This window comes from Sandaracinus amylolyticus, assembly GCF_021631985.1.
Lineage (GTDB): Bacteria > Myxococcota_A > Polyangia > Polyangiales > Sandaracinaceae > Sandaracinus > Sandaracinus amylolyticus_A.
The window spans coordinates 1,141,864-1,162,464 of sequence record NZ_CP070225.1 but is presented as its reverse complement, the minus strand read 5'-3'; the positions used below and the strand labels follow the sequence as shown (position 1 = coordinate 1,162,464).

The 20,601-nt window shown below is 71.9% G+C and carries 20 protein-coding genes; 15 read left to right on the top strand and 5 right to left on the bottom strand.

What is annotated here, in order from left to right:
* Nucleotides 1-186: 186 nt before the first annotated feature.
* Nucleotides 187-1,578, top strand: coding sequence for a DNA repair protein RadA (gene radA, locus I5071_RS04855; RefSeq protein WP_236604207.1), 1,392 nt, complete (start codon nucleotides 187-189; stop codon nucleotides 1,576-1,578).
* 4 nt (nucleotides 1,579-1,582) lie between these two features.
* On the opposite strand, the gene I5071_RS04850 is transcribed toward radA, so the two are convergent.
* The 4 genes from I5071_RS04850 to I5071_RS04835 are packed head-to-tail and all read right to left on the bottom strand — an operon-like array spanning nucleotide 1,583 to nucleotide 7,926.
* Complete coding sequence (locus I5071_RS04850; protein ID WP_236604206.1) at nucleotides 1,583-1,822, bottom strand: hypothetical protein; 240 nt, start codon at nucleotides 1,820-1,822, stop codon at nucleotides 1,583-1,585.
* A gap of 8 nt (nucleotides 1,823-1,830) precedes the next feature.
* Nucleotides 1,831-3,270 carry an ImmA/IrrE family metallo-endopeptidase gene (locus I5071_RS04845; protein ID WP_236604205.1) on the bottom strand — a complete coding sequence of 480 codons (1,440 nt, stop codon included), beginning with the start codon at nucleotides 3,268-3,270 and terminating at the stop codon, nucleotides 1,831-1,833.
* A complete protein-coding gene (locus I5071_RS04840; RefSeq protein WP_236604204.1) occupies nucleotides 3,239-6,397 on the bottom strand; it encodes a cyclic nucleotide-binding domain-containing protein in 3,159 nt (1,052 codons plus the stop codon). Before I5071_RS04840 ends, I5071_RS04845 begins: the two co-directional genes overlap by 32 nt.
* Nucleotides 6,394-7,926, bottom strand: a complete 1,533-nt coding sequence (locus I5071_RS04835; RefSeq protein ID WP_236604203.1) for a c-type cytochrome — start codon at nucleotides 7,924-7,926, stop codon at nucleotides 6,394-6,396. Before I5071_RS04835 ends, I5071_RS04840 begins: the two co-directional genes overlap by 4 nt.
* A 104-nt stretch (nucleotides 7,927-8,030) precedes the next feature.
* On the opposite strand from I5071_RS04835, the gene I5071_RS04830 reads away from it, so the two are divergent.
* The 12 genes from I5071_RS04830 to I5071_RS04775 all read left to right on the top strand — a co-directional run bounded on the left by I5071_RS04830 (nucleotide 8,031) and on the right by I5071_RS04775 (nucleotide 18,069).
* Nucleotides 8,031-9,074: a prolipoprotein diacylglyceryl transferase gene (locus tag I5071_RS04830; RefSeq protein ID WP_236604202.1), complete on the top strand. Its 1,044-nt coding sequence runs from the start codon at nucleotides 8,031-8,033 to the stop codon at nucleotides 9,072-9,074.
* Entirely contained in the window at nucleotides 9,071-9,607 is a 537-nt protein-coding gene (gene moaB / locus I5071_RS04825; protein ID WP_419249623.1) for a molybdenum cofactor biosynthesis protein B, read from the top strand. Before I5071_RS04830 ends, moaB begins: the two co-directional genes overlap by 4 nt.
* A 377-nt stretch (nucleotides 9,608-9,984) precedes the next feature.
* Nucleotides 9,985-10,902: a hypothetical protein gene (locus I5071_RS04820; protein WP_236604201.1), complete on the top strand. Its 918-nt coding sequence runs from the start codon at nucleotides 9,985-9,987 to the stop codon at nucleotides 10,900-10,902.
* The gene (locus tag I5071_RS04815; RefSeq protein ID WP_236604200.1) at nucleotides 10,890-11,735 is read left to right on the top strand and encodes a hypothetical protein; all 846 of its coding nucleotides are present in this window, start codon (nucleotides 10,890-10,892) and stop codon (nucleotides 11,733-11,735) included. Before I5071_RS04820 ends, I5071_RS04815 begins: the two co-directional genes overlap by 13 nt.
* 50 nt (nucleotides 11,736-11,785) lie before the next feature.
* A complete protein-coding gene (locus I5071_RS04810) occupies nucleotides 11,786-13,267 on the top strand; it encodes a hypothetical protein (protein WP_236604199.1) in 1,482 nt (493 codons plus the stop codon).
* Between the two features lie 81 nt (nucleotides 13,268-13,348).
* Complete coding sequence (cpaB, locus tag I5071_RS04805) at nucleotides 13,349-14,110, top strand: Flp pilus assembly protein CpaB (protein WP_236604198.1); 762 nt, start codon at nucleotides 13,349-13,351, stop codon at nucleotides 14,108-14,110.
* Nucleotides 14,111-14,124: 14 nt separating this feature from the next.
* Entirely contained in the window at nucleotides 14,125-14,997 is an 873-nt protein-coding gene (locus I5071_RS04800) for a type II secretion system F family protein (RefSeq protein WP_236604197.1), read from the top strand.
* A gap of 2 nt (nucleotides 14,998-14,999) precedes the next feature.
* The gene (locus tag I5071_RS04795) at nucleotides 15,000-15,896 is read left to right on the top strand and encodes a type II secretion system F family protein (protein WP_236604196.1); all 897 of its coding nucleotides are present in this window, start codon (nucleotides 15,000-15,002) and stop codon (nucleotides 15,894-15,896) included.
* Nucleotide 15,897: 1 nt separating this feature from the next.
* Nucleotides 15,898-16,542: a hypothetical protein gene (locus I5071_RS04790; protein ID WP_236604195.1), complete on the top strand. Its 645-nt coding sequence runs from the start codon at nucleotides 15,898-15,900 to the stop codon at nucleotides 16,540-16,542.
* A complete protein-coding gene (locus I5071_RS04785) occupies nucleotides 16,539-17,225 on the top strand; it encodes a hypothetical protein (protein WP_236604194.1) in 687 nt (228 codons plus the stop codon). Before I5071_RS04790 ends, I5071_RS04785 begins: the two co-directional genes overlap by 4 nt.
* Nucleotides 17,222-17,425 (top strand): hypothetical protein, encoded by a 204-nt coding sequence (locus I5071_RS04780; protein WP_236604193.1) that lies wholly within the window; start codon nucleotides 17,222-17,224, stop codon nucleotides 17,423-17,425. Before I5071_RS04785 ends, I5071_RS04780 begins: the two co-directional genes overlap by 4 nt.
* Entirely contained in the window at nucleotides 17,425-18,069 is a 645-nt protein-coding gene (locus I5071_RS04775; RefSeq protein ID WP_236604192.1) for a TadE/TadG family type IV pilus assembly protein, read from the top strand. The genes I5071_RS04780 and I5071_RS04775 overlap by 1 nt, the downstream gene beginning before the upstream one ends.
* Here the strand turns inward: I5071_RS04775 and I5071_RS04770 are convergent.
* Nucleotides 18,039-18,878, bottom strand: coding sequence for a hypothetical protein (locus I5071_RS04770; protein WP_236604191.1), 840 nt, complete (start codon nucleotides 18,876-18,878; stop codon nucleotides 18,039-18,041). The genes I5071_RS04775 and I5071_RS04770 overlap by 31 nt on opposite strands.
* Before the next feature lie 52 nt (nucleotides 18,879-18,930).
* Here I5071_RS04770 and I5071_RS04765 point away from each other — a divergent pair, with 52 nt between their 5' ends.
* Together I5071_RS04765 and I5071_RS04760 are read left to right on the top strand one after the other, a co-directional pair.
* Nucleotides 18,931-20,064: a hypothetical protein gene (locus tag I5071_RS04765; RefSeq protein WP_236604190.1), complete on the top strand. Its 1,134-nt coding sequence runs from the start codon at nucleotides 18,931-18,933 to the stop codon at nucleotides 20,062-20,064.
* Complete coding sequence (locus I5071_RS04760) at nucleotides 20,048-20,596, top strand: hypothetical protein (RefSeq protein ID WP_236604189.1); 549 nt, start codon at nucleotides 20,048-20,050, stop codon at nucleotides 20,594-20,596. Before I5071_RS04765 ends, I5071_RS04760 begins: the two co-directional genes overlap by 17 nt.
* Nucleotides 20,597-20,601 lie beyond the last annotated feature (5 nt).

Genomic DNA, 20,601 nt, shown 5'->3' with positions numbered 1-20,601 from the left:
GCGATCCGAGATCGCGGGCGGACTGTGCGTGGACACCACGCGGGACGGCGCTGATCGTCAGCGCCGTTGCCGCGAACCAGAACCACATCGCTCGCGAGCGCACGAGCAGCAGTATAGTCGCCGCCTTCCGCCGGAGCGAGGCATGCGATCGCAACGCGCGCACGACGAGCCCGAGAAAGCCGCCCGATGACCAAGGCATCGAGCAAGGACAAGACCGTCTTCACGTGCACCGCGTGTGGTGCCGCCAGCCCACGTTGGATGGGCCGCTGCGCGACCTGCGGTGAGTGGAACACGCTGGTCGAGGAGCGCGCGCCCGCGAAGAGCGCGCGCAGCAGCGCCGCGAACGTCGCGGGGGATCACCTCGCGAGGCCCACGCCGATCGGCGAGGTCCCACCCGACGGAGCACGCAGGATCTCGACGGGCTCGGAGGAGCTCGATCGTGTGCTCGGCGGCGGCGCGGTGCTCGGCGGGGTCGTGCTGCTCGGCGGTGATCCCGGCATCGGCAAGTCGACGCTCTTGATGCAGGCGCTCGCGGGCATGGCGCGCGGCGGTGCGAAGGCGCTCTACGTGACCGGTGAAGAGAGCGCGGCGCAGGTCGCGATGCGCGCGTCGCGGCTGGCGCTCCCGGGGATGGATCGCGTCATGGTGCAGGCGACCACGGAGCTCGCGGACATCGAGCGCGCGATCGGAGAGCTCGAGCCCGCGACGATCGTGGTCGACTCGATCCAGACGGTGCGATCGGGCGCGCTCGAGAGCGCGGCGGGCAGCGTCGGTCAGCTGCGCGAGGTGGCGGCGCGGCTGGTGGAGATCGCGAAGCGACGAGGCCTCGCGCTCTTCCTGATCGGCCACGTGACGAAGGAAGGGATGCTCGCGGGGCCGAAGGTGCTCGAGCACCTCGTCGACACGGTGCTGACGTTCGAGGGGGATCCCAGCCTCGCGTATCGCGTGGTTCGCGCGACCAAGAACCGCTTCGGCCCGGCGCACGAGATGGCGGTGTTCGAGATGGTGCGCGAGGGCTTGCGCGAGGTGCCCGATCCGAGCGCGCTCTTCCTCGCGGAGCGTCCTTCGCGCGCGCCGGGCTCGGTGGTGCTGCCGAGCGCGGAAGGGACGCGGCCGGTGCTCATCGAGGTGCAGGCGCTGGTCGCGCCCGCGCGCATGGGCCCGCCGCGTCGCGTGTCGACGGGCATCGAGGGGAGCCGGCTGTCGATCCTGCTCGCAGTGCTCGATCGCAAAGCGGACGTGCACGTGCTCGATCAGGACGTGTTCGCGTCGATCGCGGGCGGTGCGCGCGTCGACGAGCGCGCGGCGGATCTCGCGCTCGCGATCGCGGTGGTGTCGAGCCTGCGGGATCGCGCGATCTCGGAAGGGCTCGCGGTGTTCGGCGAGGTGGGCCTCGCGGGCGAGCTGCGCGCGGTGCCGCGCGCGTCGAGCCGTTTGCAGGAAGCGCGAAAGATGGGCTTCTCGAAGGTGATCCTGCCGCGCGGGAACCTGACGCAGACGACGCCGGAGGAGCGCGCGGGTCTGGAGCTGGTGGGCGCACCGACGCTGACCGATGCGCTGATCGCCGCGTTCGAGTGACGCGTCAGCCCGCGCGCACGAGGTGCTCGGGCTCGACCCAAATCGAGTGCATGAAGTCCTTCGTGCCGACGACGTGACCGACGTAGAGCTCGACGAGGTATCGCGAGCCCTCGATCGGCTGGATGGCCTGCACGACGAATGTGTGACCGAGGCACGCCTCGAAGAGCGACTTCGTCGCCAGCTCCTCATCGTCTCGCAGTCCGGTGGGAATGCTGACGAGCTGCACCGTATCGCCTGGCTTCAAGAGCGATGTCACTCGAGGTGAGCGAAGCGGCGGGCTCGCGCGCACTCGGTCTCGGTGAGCCTTCGCGGGCCGAGGATCGTCGAGTCGGCGGCGTCGGAGTCCATCAGGCGCCACGGCTGATCGGGGCCGAGGTGATCGGGGTGCAGCGGGTGGTCGAGGAGCACGTGGCCGAGCTCGTGCGCGAGGGTGAACGCGGTGCGCGCTCGGGCGATCCCTTCGCGCGAGACGAGGACGACGTTCGCGATCGAGCCCGGGGCGCCTGCCGCTTCGCCCGAGACGAACGCCTCGCCATCGCGCGTTCGGCCGGTGAACTCGCTGACGACGAGCACGTCGATGGTGCGCTCGTCCTCGTCGGTGATCGCGCGGATCAGCGCGCGCTCTTCCAGCGTGCCGGTGAGCGCGGCCATGTTGTCGAACTCGCGCACTCCGTCGCCGAGATCGACCTCCGCGAGCGACACGCGCTGCCGGGCGTCGGTGGAGAGCGGCGCGTCGCCGTCGCGTGTGATCGTGACGAGCGATCCGTCGCGATGGCGCACCACGACGTCCGCCGATCGATCGGCGCCATTCTCCGTCCGCTCGTTCTCGAACACGCGCGCGACGAAGCGCGCGCGGCGTAGCGCGGTCGCGATCGCGAGCGCGGTCTCGACCGGTCGCGCGTTCGGGCGCGTGGTGATCGCCGGGATTGCGCGACCGTCGACGCGCATCCGGATCACACCGCCGCCGCGCGCCGGAAGGCCATCGACGTCGGCGACGCTCAGCATCGACACGGTCGGCGGATCCACGACCGCGACGTCGAGCTCGAGCGGATCGCCGAAGCCGATCCCGCACTGCGCCCAGATCTCGTTCGCGATCGTCACCTGCTCGCGCGCCAGCGCCGCGGCGCGCGCTTCGTCGCCGCCGATCGCGGGGCGCCCTCCGGCCTCGTTGCGCACGATGCGCATCCGGAGGCGCGCACGACGCGGCGACGCGACGCGGATCTCGTAGGTCGCGCCCGCTGCGGTGACGCGCACGAGGTCGCCGAGCGCGACCTGCAGCACGCGATCGGTCACGTCGGGCGCTTCGGCGTCGAGATCGGTGGTCACGAGCCGCAGGAACGCGGAGCGACGAACGTCGCCTTCGCGATGCAGCGCGACGTGCTCCTGCGCGTGGCGCGTGATGCCCAGCGCGTCGACGCTCTCGATCGTCGCCTCGTCCGCGTCGAGCCCGACGAGCTCGATGCGCACGTCACGCGCATCGCTGGTTCCGTCGAACGACCAGACGCGCGGCAGCGTCGTGTCGTTCGGGATGTGGAGCGAGGGCATCAGCACGTCGCGCGTCGGATCGAGCGGAGTGTTCGCGCCGTTCAGGAGCCGCACCTCCGCGCGCTGCTGCGCGCTCGCGCTGATCGCGACGAGCACGATCAGCGCGGCGACCCACTCACGCATGCGACGCGCGGCGAACGCCCGCATCGCGCAGCCTCCGCACCAGCACGCGGACGATGCCCTGCACGATCGGCGGACGCGTGACCATGAGCTCGCGGAGATCCGCGCCCCGCAGCCGCAGCAGCTGCGCGTCGCTCACGCAGATCGCGTCACCGCTGCGCGGTTGGTGATCGAGCACCGCGAGATCGCCGAAGAACTCGCGCTCCCCGAGCTCGGCGATGCGCACCCCACCCTGCTCGATCGCGATCGTGCCGCGCACCACGAGATAGAGGTCCTCGCCGGGATCGCCCTCGTGGAACACCGTGGCGCCGGCGCGATGCTCGACCTGCTCGAGCACGTCCGCGACGCTGAGCAGGTCCTCGCCCGAGAGGCCCTCGAAGAGCGGCACGCTGCGCAGGAATCGGATGCGTTCGATGCGCGGGATCATCGGGCGATCGATCTCGACGAGGTCGGGGAAGCGCTGCTCGAAGCGCGCACCGTAGGTCAGCAGCGCGCAGCGACGGAGGTGAGCATCGTCGAGCAGCACGATCGCGTCCAGCGGGTCCTCGATCGCCTCTTGATCGACGAGCCCGAGCCTGCGCGCCGCGTCGATGCGCTCGCGCAGGGTGAGCCGCTCGAAGATCGGCACCACCTTGCGCGCGATCGCGGGGTCGAGCGCCATCTCGAGCAGCTCCGCGACCTGCGCGTCGCGCTCGCGCGACGGTGCACGGCGTGACGCCTCGATCGCCGACACGAGCCGCGGGCTCGCACCACGCAGGAGCAAGAGCTCGAGCACCTCGGCGCGCGATGCCTCGATGCGCAGCTCGACCTCGCGCGCGAGGAAGCGAACGTGCGGCTCGAACTCCCAGTCCGGCACTCCGTCGTCGCGCGCGACGCCGGCGAGGATCGACGCGAGCAAGAACGCGCGACGCACCTCGCGATCGACGAGCGGCAGCGCGACCGCGGGCTCGAGCGGTGCGCGACGTCCGGCGCGGATCGCATCGGCCAGCGCGAACGTCGCGTGATGACGGATCGCGGGGTCGCGATGCTCGAGCAGTCGTTTGAGCAGCGCATCCGACGACGCAGCGCCCGGCGAGCGGGCGATGCGGCGCGCGATCTCGGTGAGCGACGCGAGCGTGCTCGCGCCCGCAGGACGCGCGTGATCGCCGAACGCGACCTCGCCCACCTCGACCAGCACGCGCGCGACCGCGGGGCCGGTCGCCGCGTCCTTCAGGAGCACGACGACGTCGGGCAGCAGCGTGAGCAGGCCGAGCGCGATCACACGCTCCGCCGCGTGGATGCGCACGTCCGGTGCGTCGTGCGCGAGCAGCGCGCGCAGCACCTCCTGCATGCCCTTCGCGTGCGCGGCCTCGACGGTGAGCTCGTCGAGCGCGGTCGCGCGCGCACCGGGGTCGTCGCCTCGCAGCGCGGGCAGCAGCGACGCGCCGAGCGCCTCACCGTCGTGCGTGCATCGCAGGTGCAGCGCGCGTGCGATCGACGCGACCTGGGGATCGGCGTCGCGATCGGCGCGCGCGAGCGCGTCCTGGATGATGCGATCGGCGCGCGCGGTCACGAGCTGTGCGATCGAAGGGCGCATCGCGCTCACGATCGCGCGCCGCACCTCGACGTCGGTCTCGCGCCCCAGCGCGCGCGAGAGGTGCCGCGCGCCCGCCGGGTCGGGGATGCGCGAGAGCGCTTCGGCGCTCGCCCCGCGCACCCGCGCGTCTTCGTGCACCAGCCCGAGCGCGATGCGATCGATCTGCACCGCGTCGCCCGAGAGCCCGAGCATCTCCGCCGCGAGCATCGCGCGCGCTGCGTCGCTGCCGCGGATCTCGCGCTCGAGCAGCTCGATCACGTCGCGCTCCAGCGGCGCCAGCCGCGGCGCACGACCGACCCCGAGGAACAACCGTCGCTCGTCGACCGCGCGCTCCAGCGCGCGCAGGTACGTCTTCCGCGCGCTCGTCGCGATCACCACGACCGTGATCGCCGAGAGCACCAGCACCAGCGCCGCGAGCCATCGCTCGTCGACGTGCTCGGGGATCGCCGCGAGCCCCAGCGCGCACACCGCGTAGCCGGCCGGCGCGAGCACACCGCGCGTCGCCGCGCGCGCCTGGGCACGACGCGCGTGCGAGAGCGGCGTCTGCATCTGCTCCTGCGCGTTCGACCAGAGCGCTTGCTTCAGCACCCGCCCGGTGCCGCGCAGCAGCACCGCGGAGGTGAGCCCCGGCACCACCATCGCGAACACCGCCGCGATCGCGGTGACCAGCGGGGTCGCGATCAGCGCGCGCGTCGCGCCGAGCGCGCCGAGCACCCGGGCCGCAGGCCCCGCGAGGAGAAGGATCCCGATCGCGCTGGTGATCGCGTAGTAGCGCCCGAAGAACGCGCTGATCGCCTCGGCGTCGCCGAGCGTCTCGCGTGCGGTCGCCATCACGTGGAAGTCCATCACCTCTTCCACGACCAGCGCGAGGATCGAGAGCACCGCCATCATGCGGAGCAGCGGCACCTTCGCGACGAAGCGGAACGCCTCGCCCAGCGGCGCGCTCGCCTTGCTGCCGCGTCGATCGCGCTCGTCGAGATCGAGGCGCGCCATCCTCCGCGCGACCCACCACGCAGCGCCGAGCAGCACCGGCGACACGAGCAACAAGCCCTCGCTCGCGATCACCTCGACGATCGGGTGCACCGCGAGGCCCGCGATGGTCCACGCGAGCGCCGCGCCGATCCCCGCGACCGGCAACAAGCGCCGCGCGCTGCGCGCATCGGTCGCCGCGCTCGCGACCGCCCACACCTGGATCACCAGCACGCCCGACGCCGCCTCGATCACGACGTAGAGCACGAACGGGATACTTGGTTGGTCGACCAACAAAAGGACGCGCAGCACGACCATCGCGAGCGCCGACCACGCGAGCGAGATCGTCCCGAGCCGCGCGGTGCCGAGCCGCTGCGCGTACGCGACGGTGAGCGACGAGAGCGACGCGAGCAGCACCGACGACGCCGCGAACGCCCACGGGATCATCGAGCGCGGGTACGCGACCAGGAAGATCCCGCTCTGCGCCGCCTTCATCAGCGAGAGCGCCGACGAGAGCAGGAAGATCAGCGCGAGCATGCGCACCGCGCGCCCGCCCTGCCCTTCCGGCAGATCGAGCCACGCGGCGACGAATCGAGCGACGCGGCTCACCGCTCTTCGCGCGCCCACTCGGGCGGCGGCTGCGACGCCCACTCGGGCCGCGGATCGACGGGCGCGCGCACGCCGCAGCCGTGGTTCACCGCGATCGGTCCGTCGGGCACCAGGAAGCCGTCGGTGATGCCGGGCATGCCGGTGACCTCGGTCGGACCGGGGCAGCCCTGCTCGATCCACGCGCGCACCAGCGCGATCTCGTCGTCGGGGATCGAGGGCAGGCCCATCGGCATGCCGGGCTCGTGATCGGCGTACTCGGGTCGCTCGTGATCGTGGAACGGAAGCACGTGATCACGACGCTCTTCGTCGCGACGTCGCAGCATCACCTCGAGCAGGAGCGGCATCGTCGCCTCTTCCCACGTCTCGAGGTACGACCACTGCCGATCCTCGATGCCCGGCATGCCGCTCACGAGCGCCTCGTAGGTGCGGAAGTGCACGCGCTCGCTGGGCCAGCCCCAGCCGCCCGCGTTGCCCGGCCCGCGATCGCGCTCGTGATCGTTCATGTGACAGTGCACGCACACGCGGCCGAGCACGCGCTCCTTCACCTCTTCCCACGAGACCGGGCGCTGCACCGCGGGCGGCAGCACGAAGTCGGCCTTGGGCGGCGTGGGCTCGAGCTCCGGATCGGCGAACCACAAGAAGTCGCGGATGAGCTCGGCGTCCTCGCGGCGCACGCGCAGGTTCGGCATCAGCGTGCCGGGCGCGATGCGCTGGGGATCGACGATCCAGTCGACGACGACGTCGGCGTGCATGCGATCGCGCACGAAGCGCAGGTTGGGCGCGATGCGCGCGGGAATGCCGGCGCCGCGGATCTGCTCCTCCGTGCGGCCCAATCGGATGTTGCCGACGTAGTGACAGGCGTTGCAGCCGCGCTCCTGGAAGAGCTGACGTCCGCGCGCGATGCGCTGCTCGTCGCGCGCGAGCTCGGGCTCGGTCGGTGCGCTCGTCTCGCCGTAGGGATCGTGCACCTCGGCGACGGCCGCGAAGTAGCGCGTGATCGCGCGGACGTCTCCGTCGCTCGCGTCGATGCGCACCATCGTCTCGTGCATCGTCGGTCGCACGTCGAAGGGCGCGGCGACGTAGTCGCGGATGAACTCGGGACGCAGTCGGCGCGCGATGCCGGTGAGATCGGGCACCGCGAGGTAGTGCTCGATGTTGCGCTGGTAGCGCTGGATCGTGTCTTCGCCGTAGCGCGACGCGATCGTCTGGTAGCGGCGATCGTCGCGCGGCAGTCCGTCGAGGAACACGTGGCAGCTCACGCAGTGCTCGCTGCGACCCGCGGCCGCGACCTCGTCGACGACGTGGCAGCGCGTGCACTCGAGCCGCTCGATCACCGCGCGCCCCTCGCTCAGCGCCTGGGTGCGCGCGTCGGCGTCCCACTGCACGTGGTAGCGCTCGAGCGCGAGCGGCGTCGTGTCCTGCGGCGGCGCCTCGAACGGCGGCGGCGCGGGGCCGTCGCTGCACGAGCACGCGCTCACGATCATCGCCGCCGCGCACGACAGCAGCACCCGGCCCCACACCCCACGCATCCGGCCCGCGAGGATACCCTGGCCGGCTCGCATCGGGCGCGTGGATGCGGTATGCGGCGAGCGCATCTCTTTCCGTCCTTCGAGGTAGCCGAGTGCACTGGGACATGAACCCGATCATCGCGCGCATCGGCGCGATCGAGCTCCGCTGGTACGGCCTCCTGTTCGCGACGGGCCTCCTGCTCTGTGCGTGGAAGGCGCCGCACTACTTCAAGCTCTGGGGGCTGCCCAAGCACCACGCCGAGCGGCTCACGCTGTGGGTGCCGATCGGGATGCTGCTCGGCGCGCACTACATCCACCTGATCTTCTACGAGTGGGATGGGCTCTTCGACCTCTCGATCGAGGTGAACAGCCTCTGGCCCCTCGACGTGCACCTCGGTCGCTTCTGGGCGCTCGGCTCGGGCCTCGCGAGCCACGGCGGCGGCCTCGGGTGCGTGCTCGCGCTGTGGATCTTCTGGCACCGCAACGGCAAGCAGCTCGGCATCGCGTTCCATCGCTACGCCGACGCGGTGATGATGGTCGCGATCTGGGTGTTCCCCTGGGTTCGCCTCGGGAACTTCTTCAACCACGAGCTCGTCGGTCGCGTCACCGAGGGTCCGTGGGCCGTGCAGTTCACCGACTGGGGCCGCAACGCGGCGGGTGAGTTCGTCGCGCGCGGCTACCTCGAGCCGCGCCATCCGGTCGTGCTCTACGAGGCGGTGCTCTACTTCGCCGAGCTCGCGTTCGCGACGCTGTGGTTCCAGCCGCGCTTCGCGCGGAAGCTGCGCCCGGGCGCGACCTTCTATCTCTTCCTGATGATCCACTTCTCGCTGCGCTTCATCGCGGAGTTCGCGAAGGAGTCGCAGGGCGTCGACGACGGCTGGTTCCTCAACATGGGCCACCTGCTCTCGCTGCCGATCGTCCTGGTGTGCGCGTATCTGATCTTCGGCACCAAGCGCTTCAACATCCTCACGCCGCTCAGCGCGGAGGAGAAGGCGAAGATCGACGAGAGCGCGCGCCTCGCCGAGGAGTACGACGAGCGGCTCGACGCGGAGAAGAGCGGACAGCAGCTGCCCGAGAGCGCGGCGAAGGAAGAGAAGCCCGACGCTGCGGCCGCGCGCGCGAAGGCGCGCAAGAAGGGCAAGCCCAACAAGGGAAGGGCCGACGCGTGAAGGGCCCCGGCATCGACGAGAACGTCGCGTTCGTTCCGGTGTGCGTCGCGGTGCTCACCGTGAGCGACTCGCGCACCGACGAGACCGACCACTCGGGGCGTCTGCTCGCCGAGCGCGCGCGCGACGCGGGGCACCTCGTCGTCGCGAAGCTGATCCTCAAGGACGATCGCGAGCTCATCGAGGCGCAGCTGCGCGCGTGGATCGCGAACCCGGGGATCGACGTGGTGCTCATCACCGGCGGCACCGGGATCACCGGGCGCGACGTGACGCCCGAGGCGGTGTTCGCGGTCGCGGAGAAGGAGATCCCGGGGTTCGGCGAGCACTTCCGGTTCATCAGCCACAAGTCGATCGGGCTCGCCGCGATCCAGTCGCGCGCGCTCGCGGCGGTCGCGAACGCGACGCTGATCTTCGCGCTGCCGGGCTCGACCGGCGCGTGCCGCGACGGCTGGGACGAGATCCTCAAGCTGCAGCTCGACAGCCGATACCGACCCTGCAATTTCGTCGAGCTCCTGCCGCGCCTCAACGAGCGCTGATCGATCGGCGAAGATCAACCACAGAGGACCGCAGAGGATCGAAATTCCTTCTCTGCGGCTCTCTGCGGTCCTCTGCGGTGAATTGATTCCCCGCCCGATACGCGCGCACACGTTCGCCGGTCCCGCTCGACTCCAGCGCCGAGGTCGGTCGCTCCCATCGCGCAGTCCGCAGCGCGCCAGGTCCGATCAGAACCTGGACACGTTCCTGCGCGCGTACGCGACCTTCGTGCCGCATCGGCGCGATCACTGCGATCTCGAGCGAGCGCGCCGTCCTGCGCGGCCACGCTGGCCGGTCCTGACGGCGGAGGCACGTGGGTTGCGAACACACGCCGCCGGACCGAGCGCGACGGGCTCGGCCTCCGGAAGGGGTGGAACGGATGCGAGGGAGGACATGCCTTCTCGCGCTCGCGCTGGTCGGCAGCGGGTGTGCTGCCGAGACCGCAGATGCGATCGAAGCGAGCGACGATCACGGCCACGACGCCGTGTCCTCGTGGCTCGACGCCGACGAGATCGAGAGCGAGCTCCAGGGCTCGCCGGCGCACGACGCGGAGGTCGAGTTCGTGCGCCTCTCGTACCTGTATCGCGCGCCTGCGCCGATGCAGATCGAGATCGCGACGAGCCTCGACGGAACGACGTGGTCGGAGTGGCGCGAGGGCGTGATCTCCGAGGAGGCGTCGGACGAGGAGCACGGCGTGTGGGTCGCCGATCTCGACGTGACCGACGACGCGAGCGCGCGCTTCTGGCGCGTGCGCGGCGTGGACGTCGACGCGCTGCCCACCGAGCTCGCGGTCGACACGCTCGACGCGGAAGAGCTCGCGTCGGATCTCGAGAGCGAGCTCGACGTCGATCCCGACGGCAGCGAGCTCCTCGAGGACGGAACCGTCGGCGTCGCGAGCGAGTCGCTCGTCAACTTCCGCCGCTATCGCTTCGACCTCGGGCGCGTCGGTCGCTCGTGGCTCTGGCTCCTGCGCACCGCGCGCCGTCGCGGCTGGAGCGGCTCGCTCTACGGCTCGCGCACCGGCCTGCGCACGTATGCGCAGCAGGCCTCGCTGTGGAACCTCTACCAGAGCGGGCGCGGCGCCCCGGCCTTCCCGCCGTGGGGCCCCTCGCGCCACCTCGTGCGCAACGTCCGCCGCGTCGGCACGTGGTACCAGGCCGTCGACACCAACGACGTGCCGCGCCTCATCCGCATCGCGCGCGGGCTCGGCGTCTCGCTGCACACGCCCTACTCGCGCGAGCCCTGGCACGTCGAGGCGCGCCGCTCGTTCGGTCCTCCTCGCGGGTGGCGTCCTTGAGCGAGATCACGTCTTCGCTCGATCGAACGAGCGCGGGCGTCGCGGGTGCGATGCTCGCGCTCGGCGCGCTGATCGGCATGTCGTTCGTGCTCGGCTGCAAGGCCGCGAGCGCCGATCCCGATGCCGGTGAGCCCGACGACGTGCCCTACGTCGAAGAGACGTGCACGCCCGCCGCGGACGACACGTTCTGCCCGGCCTACGCCGACGCGTTCTGCGCGGCGCACCTCGCGTGCTGCACCGATCCCGACTTCCGCTACGAGTCGATGCAGCTCTGCGTGCAGCGCACGACCTGCATCTGCACGTCGTTCCGCAGCGGGCAGGCCGCGACATCGGGCGCGATCACGTTCGACGCCGAGGCCGCCGACGCGGTGCTCGCGACGCTGACCGCCGCGCCCGAGTCGTGCCCGGTGCTCGACGACGCAGGCGCGATCCTCGCCGACGCCGCGTTCCGCGGCTCGCTCGAGGAGGGCGCCGATTGTTCTCCCCAGGAGAACGATTACTCGAGCCTCCTCGCGTGCGGCGAGGGCCTCTACTGCTACGTCACCGACTTCGGCGACGAGACCACGCCGCCGCGCGCCGACTGCCGCCGCTACGTCACGGAAGGCGGCGAGTGCGACCTGGGCGCCGAGTGCGCACGTGGGCTCTACTGCGCGCCCGGGGCGGACATCGATTCGCCCGGGGTTTGCCGGCCCTACCTCGCGGCCGGCGCCGCCTGCGAGATCGACGCGGAGTGCGCGAGCGATCTCTGCGACGAAGAGACGTACACGTGCGTCGCCCGCAACGCCGACGACACGTGGTGCGTGGACGCTGCTCCCGAGCTGCCTGCGGAATGATGGACGAGCTGGAGGATTGTATGCGCCAGGAGAACAATCTCGGACGAGTGATGGTGGCGGCGATCGCGCTGTCGCTCTTCGGCTGCAGCAACGAGGTCGGCCCACCGGCGAGCGGATCGTGGATCGAGATCCTCGAGCTCGAGGAGACGGCCGACGCGCTCGACGTCGAGTCGCTCGACGCGTTCGAGTCCGTCGAGGTGCTCGAGGATCGGCTGGTGTTCGAGTTCGACGGAGCGTCGCCGCTGCGCGTCGATCACGTCGTCGCGGGCAACACGACCGACGGCTATCTCCGTCGCATCACCTCGCTCGAGGTGCAGCCCGATGGGCGCGTCGTCGCGATGACGCGCCAGGCCGCGCTGCCCGAGTACTACCGGCAGCTCCACTTCCTCTTCCACTACCGCCCGCACCGCGTCGATCAGCCGACGGTCGCGGAGCCGGGCGTCGCGACCGAGTCGCTCGGCGGCGGCTGCATGGACACGACGCCCTGCGAGATCACGGGCGGGCGCAGCTTCGGCACCGACACCGCGGGGTGCACCGCCGAGTACGGCGGGACGCTCTTCGCCGGGCCCTTCCTCGAGACCGATCTGACCGCGAGCCTCGAGTTCGATCACGGCATCGACATCGATGGGCCGAGCGTCTGGCCGCCGAGCATCGGCTCGGTCTCGTTCGAGCCCGATGCGTACTTCGTGGTCGACGGCTCGCTGCGCGCAGGCATGCGCCTGTCGGGCACCGGCGGTGCGCAGCTCACCTGCGACGCGGACTTCGCGGCGCTGCTCGGGGGCGGGACCGCGCCCGAGGTGAAGCTCGCGGCGTTCGCGGTCGGCCCGGTGCCGGTCACGCTGAGCGCGGTGCCGATCCTGAACGGCTCGTTCAGCGCGGCGGCGGACGCGGGCGAGATCACCGCCGAGGCGGGCGCGGAGGCGAGCGCGCACGCGGAGTTCGGCGTGAAGGACGGCGAGAATCACGTCGACGGACCGACGTTCGAGTTCGAGCCCTTCGCCGAGGTGACGACGTCGCGCGCGGGATCGCTCTCGGCGAGCGGCAGCATCACCGCGGGCCTCCAGCTGCGCCTGCAGGTCGGATGGGACTTCTCGGTGGGCCCGGCCGACGTCGATCTCGGCGCGACGGGCACGGTCGATCTCACCGGCACGCTCGGCGTCGAGTTCACGTCGGAGACCGCGGGCTGCGCGTGGAACGTGGAGCTGCCGTGGTCGTGCGAGGCGCAGCTCGGCGTCGAGCTCGAGCTCGCGGCGAACGCGTTCGGCGCGGGCTTCGACTGGTCGCACGGGCACCAGTGGGATCCGATCACGCTCGCCGAGGGATCGCTGGGCTCGATGAGCGGAACGCTGCCGTGGTGTGGGGGTGGTACGACGACGTGCGAGCCCGGCGCCCCGACCTGCACCGACGAGCTCCTCGACAACGACGTGTGCGCGGGAATGATGGGCTTCCGCGCGTGCGGCGCGAATCAGTACGAGCGGTGCGCGTGCACCGCGTCGGGCTGGTCGAGCTGTGGTGAGTGCATGTCTCTCTGAAGAGATCGCGCACCAACGTTCTCACGCGCGTGATGCGCGTGACGTGAGTACGCTGCACCGCTCGAGGAGGTCACTGGGATCGTGTCGGGACGAGTCGAGTCGAACGCCCGCAACGAGCCTGCTGCGCAGCGCAGCAGAGCGGTGGTCGCGGGCGTGGTGTGCATGGCGCTCGGGGCCGGGTGCCTCTTCGTCTACATGCAGCAGTACGAGCAGCACGTGACGGGCGGCGCGTACGTGCAGGTCGCGGTCGTGACGCGCGACGTGCCGCTCGGGACTCCGCTGCGCGAGGACGCGCTCGCGACGCAGGACATGCCCGAGCGCTACGTCGAGCAGCGCCACGTGCGCGGCGCCGACGTGCCGCGTGTCGTCGGCGTGCGCGTGTCCAGCGCGCTGCGCGCGGGCGAGACGCTCCTGTGGTCCGATCTCGTGACGTCGGAGGAGCATCGCGATCTCTCGAGCCTGGTGCGCGACGGACAGCGCGCGGTGAGCATCGAGGCGGACGCGACATCGACGTTCGGCGGGCTCTTGAGGCCCGGCGATCGCGTCGACGTCGTGCTCACGACGCGCGAGGGCAACCACGACGTCGCGTCGACGATCCTGCAGAACGCGCTCGTCCTCGCGACGGGCGCGGACATCGGCGCGGATCTGCGGCGCGATCGTCAGGGCACCACGCGCGCGGGTCAGGTGACGCTGAGCATGACGCTCGAGCAGAGCCAGACGCTCGCCGTGGCGGCCGCGCGCGGCGAGCTGATGCTGGTGCTGCGCAACCCCGACGACATCACGATCGTCCAGGGTCTGCCCTCGCGATCGAGCGACGATCTGGCGCGCGCGGAGCGACGGTAGAGACGGCGGCGGTGATGACGACGGTGGCGGAAGGCGGCGTGTCCGCGCTCTGGCTGTGGATCGGTGTGATCGCGTCGAGCATCGGGCTCGCGCTCTTCGTGGGCGGCACGATCGCCGGCGGCGACAGCCCGCTGCGCCGCGCGTGGAACGAGCGCGCGGCGAAGGACGACGCGGAACTGCGATTCGTGCGCGCACGGATCGGCGGCGACGCGTATCTCGCGCTGCAGGTGCTCGCGATGGTCGCGGGCGCGATCGGCGCGGCGGTGCAGGACGCGCTCTGGCTCGCGATCGCGATCTGCGGCGTGGTGCTCGCGCGGGTGATGCTCGCGCGTCGTCGCGCGCAGCGCATCGCGACGATCGAGGGGCAGCTCGAGACGTGGCTGGGCTCGCTCGCGAACGCGCTGCGATCGACGCCCTCGCTGGGCGAAGCGCTCGCGGTCACGACCGACGTGGTGCGGGGCCCGATCGCGGAGGAGGTCGACACGCTGCTCAAGCAGACGCGCCTCGGCCTGCCGCTCGATCGCGCGCTGCTCGACTTCTCGGATCGCATCGCGAGCCCGCTGGTGACGAGCGCGCTCGCCGCGCTGCTGGTGGGACGTCAGACCGGCGGTGATCTCCCGGCGATCCTCGAGGAGACCTCGGCGGGCCTGCGCGAGATGACGCGCCTGCAGGGCGTGCTCGACGCGAAGACGTCGGAGAGCCGCATGCAGGCGTACGTGATGCTCGCGATCCCGTTCGTCGTGCTCTTCGCGATCCATCGCATCGACTCGGCGTGGCTCGAGCCGCTCTCGTCGACGACGGTCGGACTGCTCGCGACGTTGGTCGCGGCGGGTCTGTGGCTGGCCGCGGTCGTGCTCGCGCGCCGCATCCTGGACGTGAGCCTGTAGCGATGATCGGTCTCAGCGCGTTCGCTGCGATCTTGCTGCTCGCCGGCGGGCTCGGGCTCGTCGCGGGGGGGCTCGCGACCGAGCCGGTGCGCGGTCCGGTGCTGCTCGGCATGCGCGGTCTGCGGCGGCGCGAGCTGCTCGCGCGCGGTGGGTTCCTCGCGACGATGGATCCCGTCGTGCGCTGGCTCGCGCGGTGGACGCGGCACCTGCCCTTCGCGGGGCCGCGGGTGCGGCTCGAGAAGTCGCTGCGCGAGGCCGGCGACTGGAGCGGCTACGACGTGGACGAGCTGCTCGCGCTGGCGATCCTCGGCGTGGTGCTCGCGACGACGGGCGCCGCGGTGATGGTGCGCATCACCGATCTGCCGGGGACGATCGTGCCGTTCGCGGCCGCGCTCGGCGTGTACCTGCCGTTCCAGCACGTGAGCGCGACGGCGGCGCGACGTCAGCGCGAGATCGATCGCTCGCTGCCCGGCGCGGTCGATCTGATCGCGCTCGCGATGAGCGCGGGGCTCGATTTCGTCGCGGCGATCGCGCAGGTGATCGCGACCGGGAGCAAGCAGCAGGAGGCGCTCACCGAGGAGCTCGCGTACGTGACGCGGCAGATGTCGCTCGGTGTCACCCGGCGTCGCGCGCTCGACGAGCTCGCGGCGCGCGTGCCGATCGAGCCGGTGCGCAATTTCGTGGGCGCGATCCAGCAGGCCGAGGAGAAGGGCACGCCGCTCGCCGACACGCTCAAGCAGCAGGCCGCGACGCTGCGCATGCGTCGCAGCGTGCAGGGTGAGGAGGCCGCGTCGCGCGCCGCGGTGCTGATGATGCTGCCGCTCGTGCTCGTCATGTGCAGCATCCTCGTGGTGCTGATGGCGCCCTTCGTGATCCGGGGGCTCGATGCCGGGTTCTGACGTGAAAGAGCCGACGACGGATCCGCTCGCCGACTCCGAGGACGTCGAGTTCCACGACGAGACGACGGTCGCCGAGCCGCCGCCCGCGTCGTCACCTGCGAAGCCGGTCCCCGAAGAGCCGCCTGCGCTCACGCTGCCTCCGACGGTGATCGCGGAGGTCGAGGAGGAGCCCGCGCCGCTCGCCAACGTGCCGACGCGCACGTTCGGGCTCCCCGAGACCGTGATCACCACGCCGATCGAAGAGGGCGGCCCGAGCGTGTCGACGCTGCGCTTCCCTGCGGCGCGCACGCGCCCCAGCGCGCTCGAGATCGTCGGGCGCATCGTGGTCGGCGCGGCGATGGCGCTCGGCGTCGGCGTGATCGTCGCGCACTTCGTCACCTCGGGCGCGGTCGCGACGGGCGGTCCGCTGCGCGTGGTCGTCGAGGCGGGCGACGCGACGGCGACGCCCGATGCCGTGGTGCCGCGCGCAGCCGAGGTCGATCCGACGACGCGCCTCGACACGCTGGAGCGCCAGGCCGCCGAGCACCTCGCGAGCGGACGTCTCGCGGAGGCGAGCGAGATCTACGCGACCCTCGCGGCGCGCGCGCCGCACCAGCGCGCGTACGCGATCGCCGCGCGCATCCTCGCGGAGAGGGCGCAGCGATGAGGCGCGTGATCGGCATCGTCGCGCTGCTCGCGCTGATCGGCTGCGATGCCGCGCAGCACGGATCGCATCGCGTCGTGGTGCGCGCGTCGCGCGACGGGGCGCCGATCTCCGGCGTCGCGATCACCGAGAGCGGCGTGATGATCGGCGAGACCGGCGAGGACGGCACGCTGCGCCTCGACGCGGAGCGGCCCGAGGGCGCGACGCTCGAGCTGGTCGCGCGCTGTCCCGAGGATCTGCGCGCGCGCCCCGAGCACCTGCGTGGACGGCTGCGCGCGTGGTCGCGACGCGACGCGGAAGGACGGGCGTCCACCCCGCCGCTCGAATTCGAGGTGCGCTGCGATCGACGCGTTCGCGACGTGGTCGTGGTGGTCGACGCGGGACGCCCCGATCTCGACGTGCAGGTCGACGGCCACGTGGTCGCGCGCACCGACGTCGCAGGGCTCGCGCACGTCGCGCTGCAGCAGCCTCCGGGGCAGCGCTTCGTGGTGCGCATCGACACGTCGGCGCACCCCGAGCTCGCGCCGCCGAGCCCCGAGCAGCGCTTCACGATCGGCGCGGAGGACGAAGTCTTCTACTGGTCTCGCCCGTTCGAGGCCCCGCGCGAAGAGTCGGTCGCGTCGGCCGAGCCCTCGCGTCGCCGTCGCGGTCGTCGTGGCGGCGGCGGGATCGAGAGGCTGCGATGACGATGCGCCGGAGCAAGACGCGTCGAGCGCCGGGCGAGCCCACGCTGCATCGGGACGAGCGCGGCGCGTACCAGCTCGAGTACCTCGCAGTGCTCGTGCTCGTCTCGCTCGTGACCGCGTTCGCGATCGCGACGGTCGCGATCCCGCTCGTCCTCTATCACGCCTCGATCCGCGAGGCGGTCACGTCGCCGGTGCCGTGATGCGGCGGTGGGGCAGCGAAGAGGGCGCGGCGTACGTCGAGTTCCTGCTCGCGTTCGTTCCGATCCTCACGCTCTTCCTCGGGCTCGTGCAGATCGGCCTGCTCTACGCGGGAAACCTGGTCGTTCAGCACGCAGCGCACCGCGCCGTGCGCTCCGCGATGGTCGTGCTCGACGACGACCCTCGTTACTACGAGGGCGAGCCGCGGCTCGTGATCGACGGACGCAGCGCGACCGCCGACGAGCTCGCGGAGCAGCTCGCGCGACGCGACGATGCGTCCTCGCCGCCGCGCCGGCGCACGCTCTCGCGACGCGCGGCGATCGAGCTCGCGGCGATGACGGTGATCGCCTCGATCGAGCCGCGTGATGGAGACAGCATCGCCGACGCGCTGGGCACGCCCGATCTCGCGATGCGCGCCGACGCGGTGCGCGCGGCGACGACGATCGACGTGCGCGTGCACCGCCCGAGCGCCGACACCGTCCCGCCCGAGGTGCGCGTGCGCATCACGCACGGCTTCGCGTGTCGCGTGCCGGTCGTGCGGCGGCTGATCTGCACCAGCGGTCGCCGCCCGATCGAGGCCGACGACTGGGGCACCTTGCACGTCGGCGACATGGACTACGGCGAGGGCGACTGGGGGACCCCGTGAGCGCCTGCGATCGCCACCAGCGTTCCGTCGTCGCGCAGCACGAGGTGCACGCGCCGCGCGCCGCGATCGGCGACGAGCATACGCGCGCCCAGCTCCGTGCCCGACGCGACGGGTGCGCTCCAGCCGCGCGAGGGGAGCGCGTCGCGCGCCCATCGCTCGAGCGCCTCGGGATCCTCGTGCACGTCGTAGATCACCATCTGATCGCGCCCGTCCTCGCGCACGAAGCTGAAGCGGCGGCGCGCGCCGTCCGGCAGCGGGAGCTCGGGCACGTCGTCGCCCCGGGTGTCGGCGTGTGCGAGATCGGCGTAACGAACCGCGGCGTCCGTCCACACGATCACGAAGCGCACGCCGCTCGGATCGCGTCGCGCGTACGCGTAGCGCATCGCGCCGCTCGACGCGCGATCGAGGCACACCACGAACCCGCGATCGTCCTGGATCACGCTGGTGATCCCCGACGTCTCGGAAGGAGCCGACGCCATGACTGAGGGCGCGCGCATGGCCTCGGCGAGCGCGAGCGGATCGATCGGCGGCGATGCGCACGCGGCGCGCGCCACGTCGAGCGCGCGATCGAACGTCCCCGCGCTGCGTCCCGCGAGCGCGCTCACCGCGACGCCGTTGAGCCGGAAGCGCGTCGCGCGCGGGCCCTCGGGATCGAGCATCGCACCGTCGAGCAGCTGCGCCCCGAGCGCGCCGAGCCCCACGTCGTCGTCGCGCACCGGTGCGCGCTCGCGCGTCCCGATCCACGCGATCGCGATCATCGCCGACGTCATCAGCGCAGCGCCGACGATCGCGACGCGTCGATCCTGCATCGCCGCGCAGCATAGCCGCGCATCGCTCCTGCGCGACGAGGGCGGCGCGATCATGGTGGTCGGCCTCTTCATGGCCGTGTTCCTCGTGGGCGCGCTCTACGCGCTCGCGGGCGTGGGCGCGACCGTCGCATACCAGGAGCGCATGCAGCAGGCGGCCGACGAGGCCGCGTTCTCCGCGGCGGTCGGTCACGCGACGAGCATGAACGCGATCGCCACGGTGAACGCGGCGAGCTCGGTCTCGCTCGCGGTGCTCGCAGGCGCGACGCTCACCGAGAGCGCGGCCGATCTCTGCGTGCGCTTCGGCATCATCACCGGCGAGGGCAATCCGCGCAGCGAGTACCCCGCGCCCGACGGGTTCTGTCGCCAGCTGCTCGACCGCTATTCGGGCGCGCGCGCGACGATGCAGCCGCAGCTCGTCGAGGAGCTGCGACGCGGCACCGATGCCGCCGACGCGGTCGCGCGCGAGACCCCGCGGCTCGCGGCCGAAGAGGTCGAGAGCGTGCTGCGGTCGCGCCTCGGTCGCGACCTGCGGCACGGCTTCTTCGTGCGCCGACCGATGGCCGCGGTGCCCTCGGGCACGGCCGCGTTCTGCGCGCTCGCGAACCTCCACACGCATCGCCTCGCGGAGATCGCGATGGGCCTCGACATGGCGTATCGCATCATCGGCGAGGACAACGCGCGCATCGGTCGCGACCTGCCGTACTGCCCCGAGGTCGAGGGCGTCGATGCGTACGTCCCCGCGCCCGCGAACCGACCGATCGGCACCGAGCCCTATCAGGTGCGCGTGATCGCGATCGGCGACAGCCCGCGCCTGCGCGTGCTCGAGCAGGGCGTGAACGTCGCGCGCATCTTCAGCACGCGATGGGTCGACGTGGGGCGCGGATCGACGAGCGAGATGGGCACGGTCGCGAGCGTCGTCGTCGCGCAGGCCGAGTACTACTCGACGTGGCATCTCGCGAACCGCGCCGACGATCTCGCGGAGCACTCGGTCGAGGAAGAAGCGTTCCGCACCGAGTGGCGCGCCCGCCTGCGCCGCTGGCGCTTCCCGACGGGCGGCTCGGCCGATCCCGCGATCACGGATCCGCAGTACGAAGAGTGGCTCCGCAGCACGGTGCTGCCGGAGTGTGGCGGCGCGTGCGCCGACATCACCGACGATCTCTGGGCAGCACGTGATGCGCTCCATTGACGACAAGCGAAGACGCCCGAGCGCGCGATCGCTGCTGCGCGACACGCGCGGCGGCGTGCACACCGAGGGCGCGATGGTCGCGGTGCTGCTCGCGACGCTCTTCGGTGGGTTCCTCTGGATCCACGCGCGCACGCGCGCCGAGATCGACGCGGTGCGCAGCGCGGGGCGCGATCTCTGGCGTCCTGCGCTCGAGGGCTGCGACGACGGCGCGCCCGCGCCCGCACGCAGCTGGATCGGCGGCTACCGCGGCGTGCAGCGCGACATCGCGCCCGACGCAGCAGAGCGCCTCGAGGACGTGCGGAGCTCGGACACGATCACGAACGAGGTGCGCCACGCGCGCCGCCCCGAGATCCTCGGCGGCGGTCTGGTCGAGGTGCGCACGCGCGCCGGCACCGCGTGCAACACCGCGATGATCGAGGGCGAGATCGCGTGGCAGGGGCGAGTCGTCGAGATCTTCTGCGAGCGTTACCCGCTGGAGCCCAACTGGGGCGCGGGCTGCAACCTCGGCGAACGGCCGCCCGGCGGGGAGTGACGCGA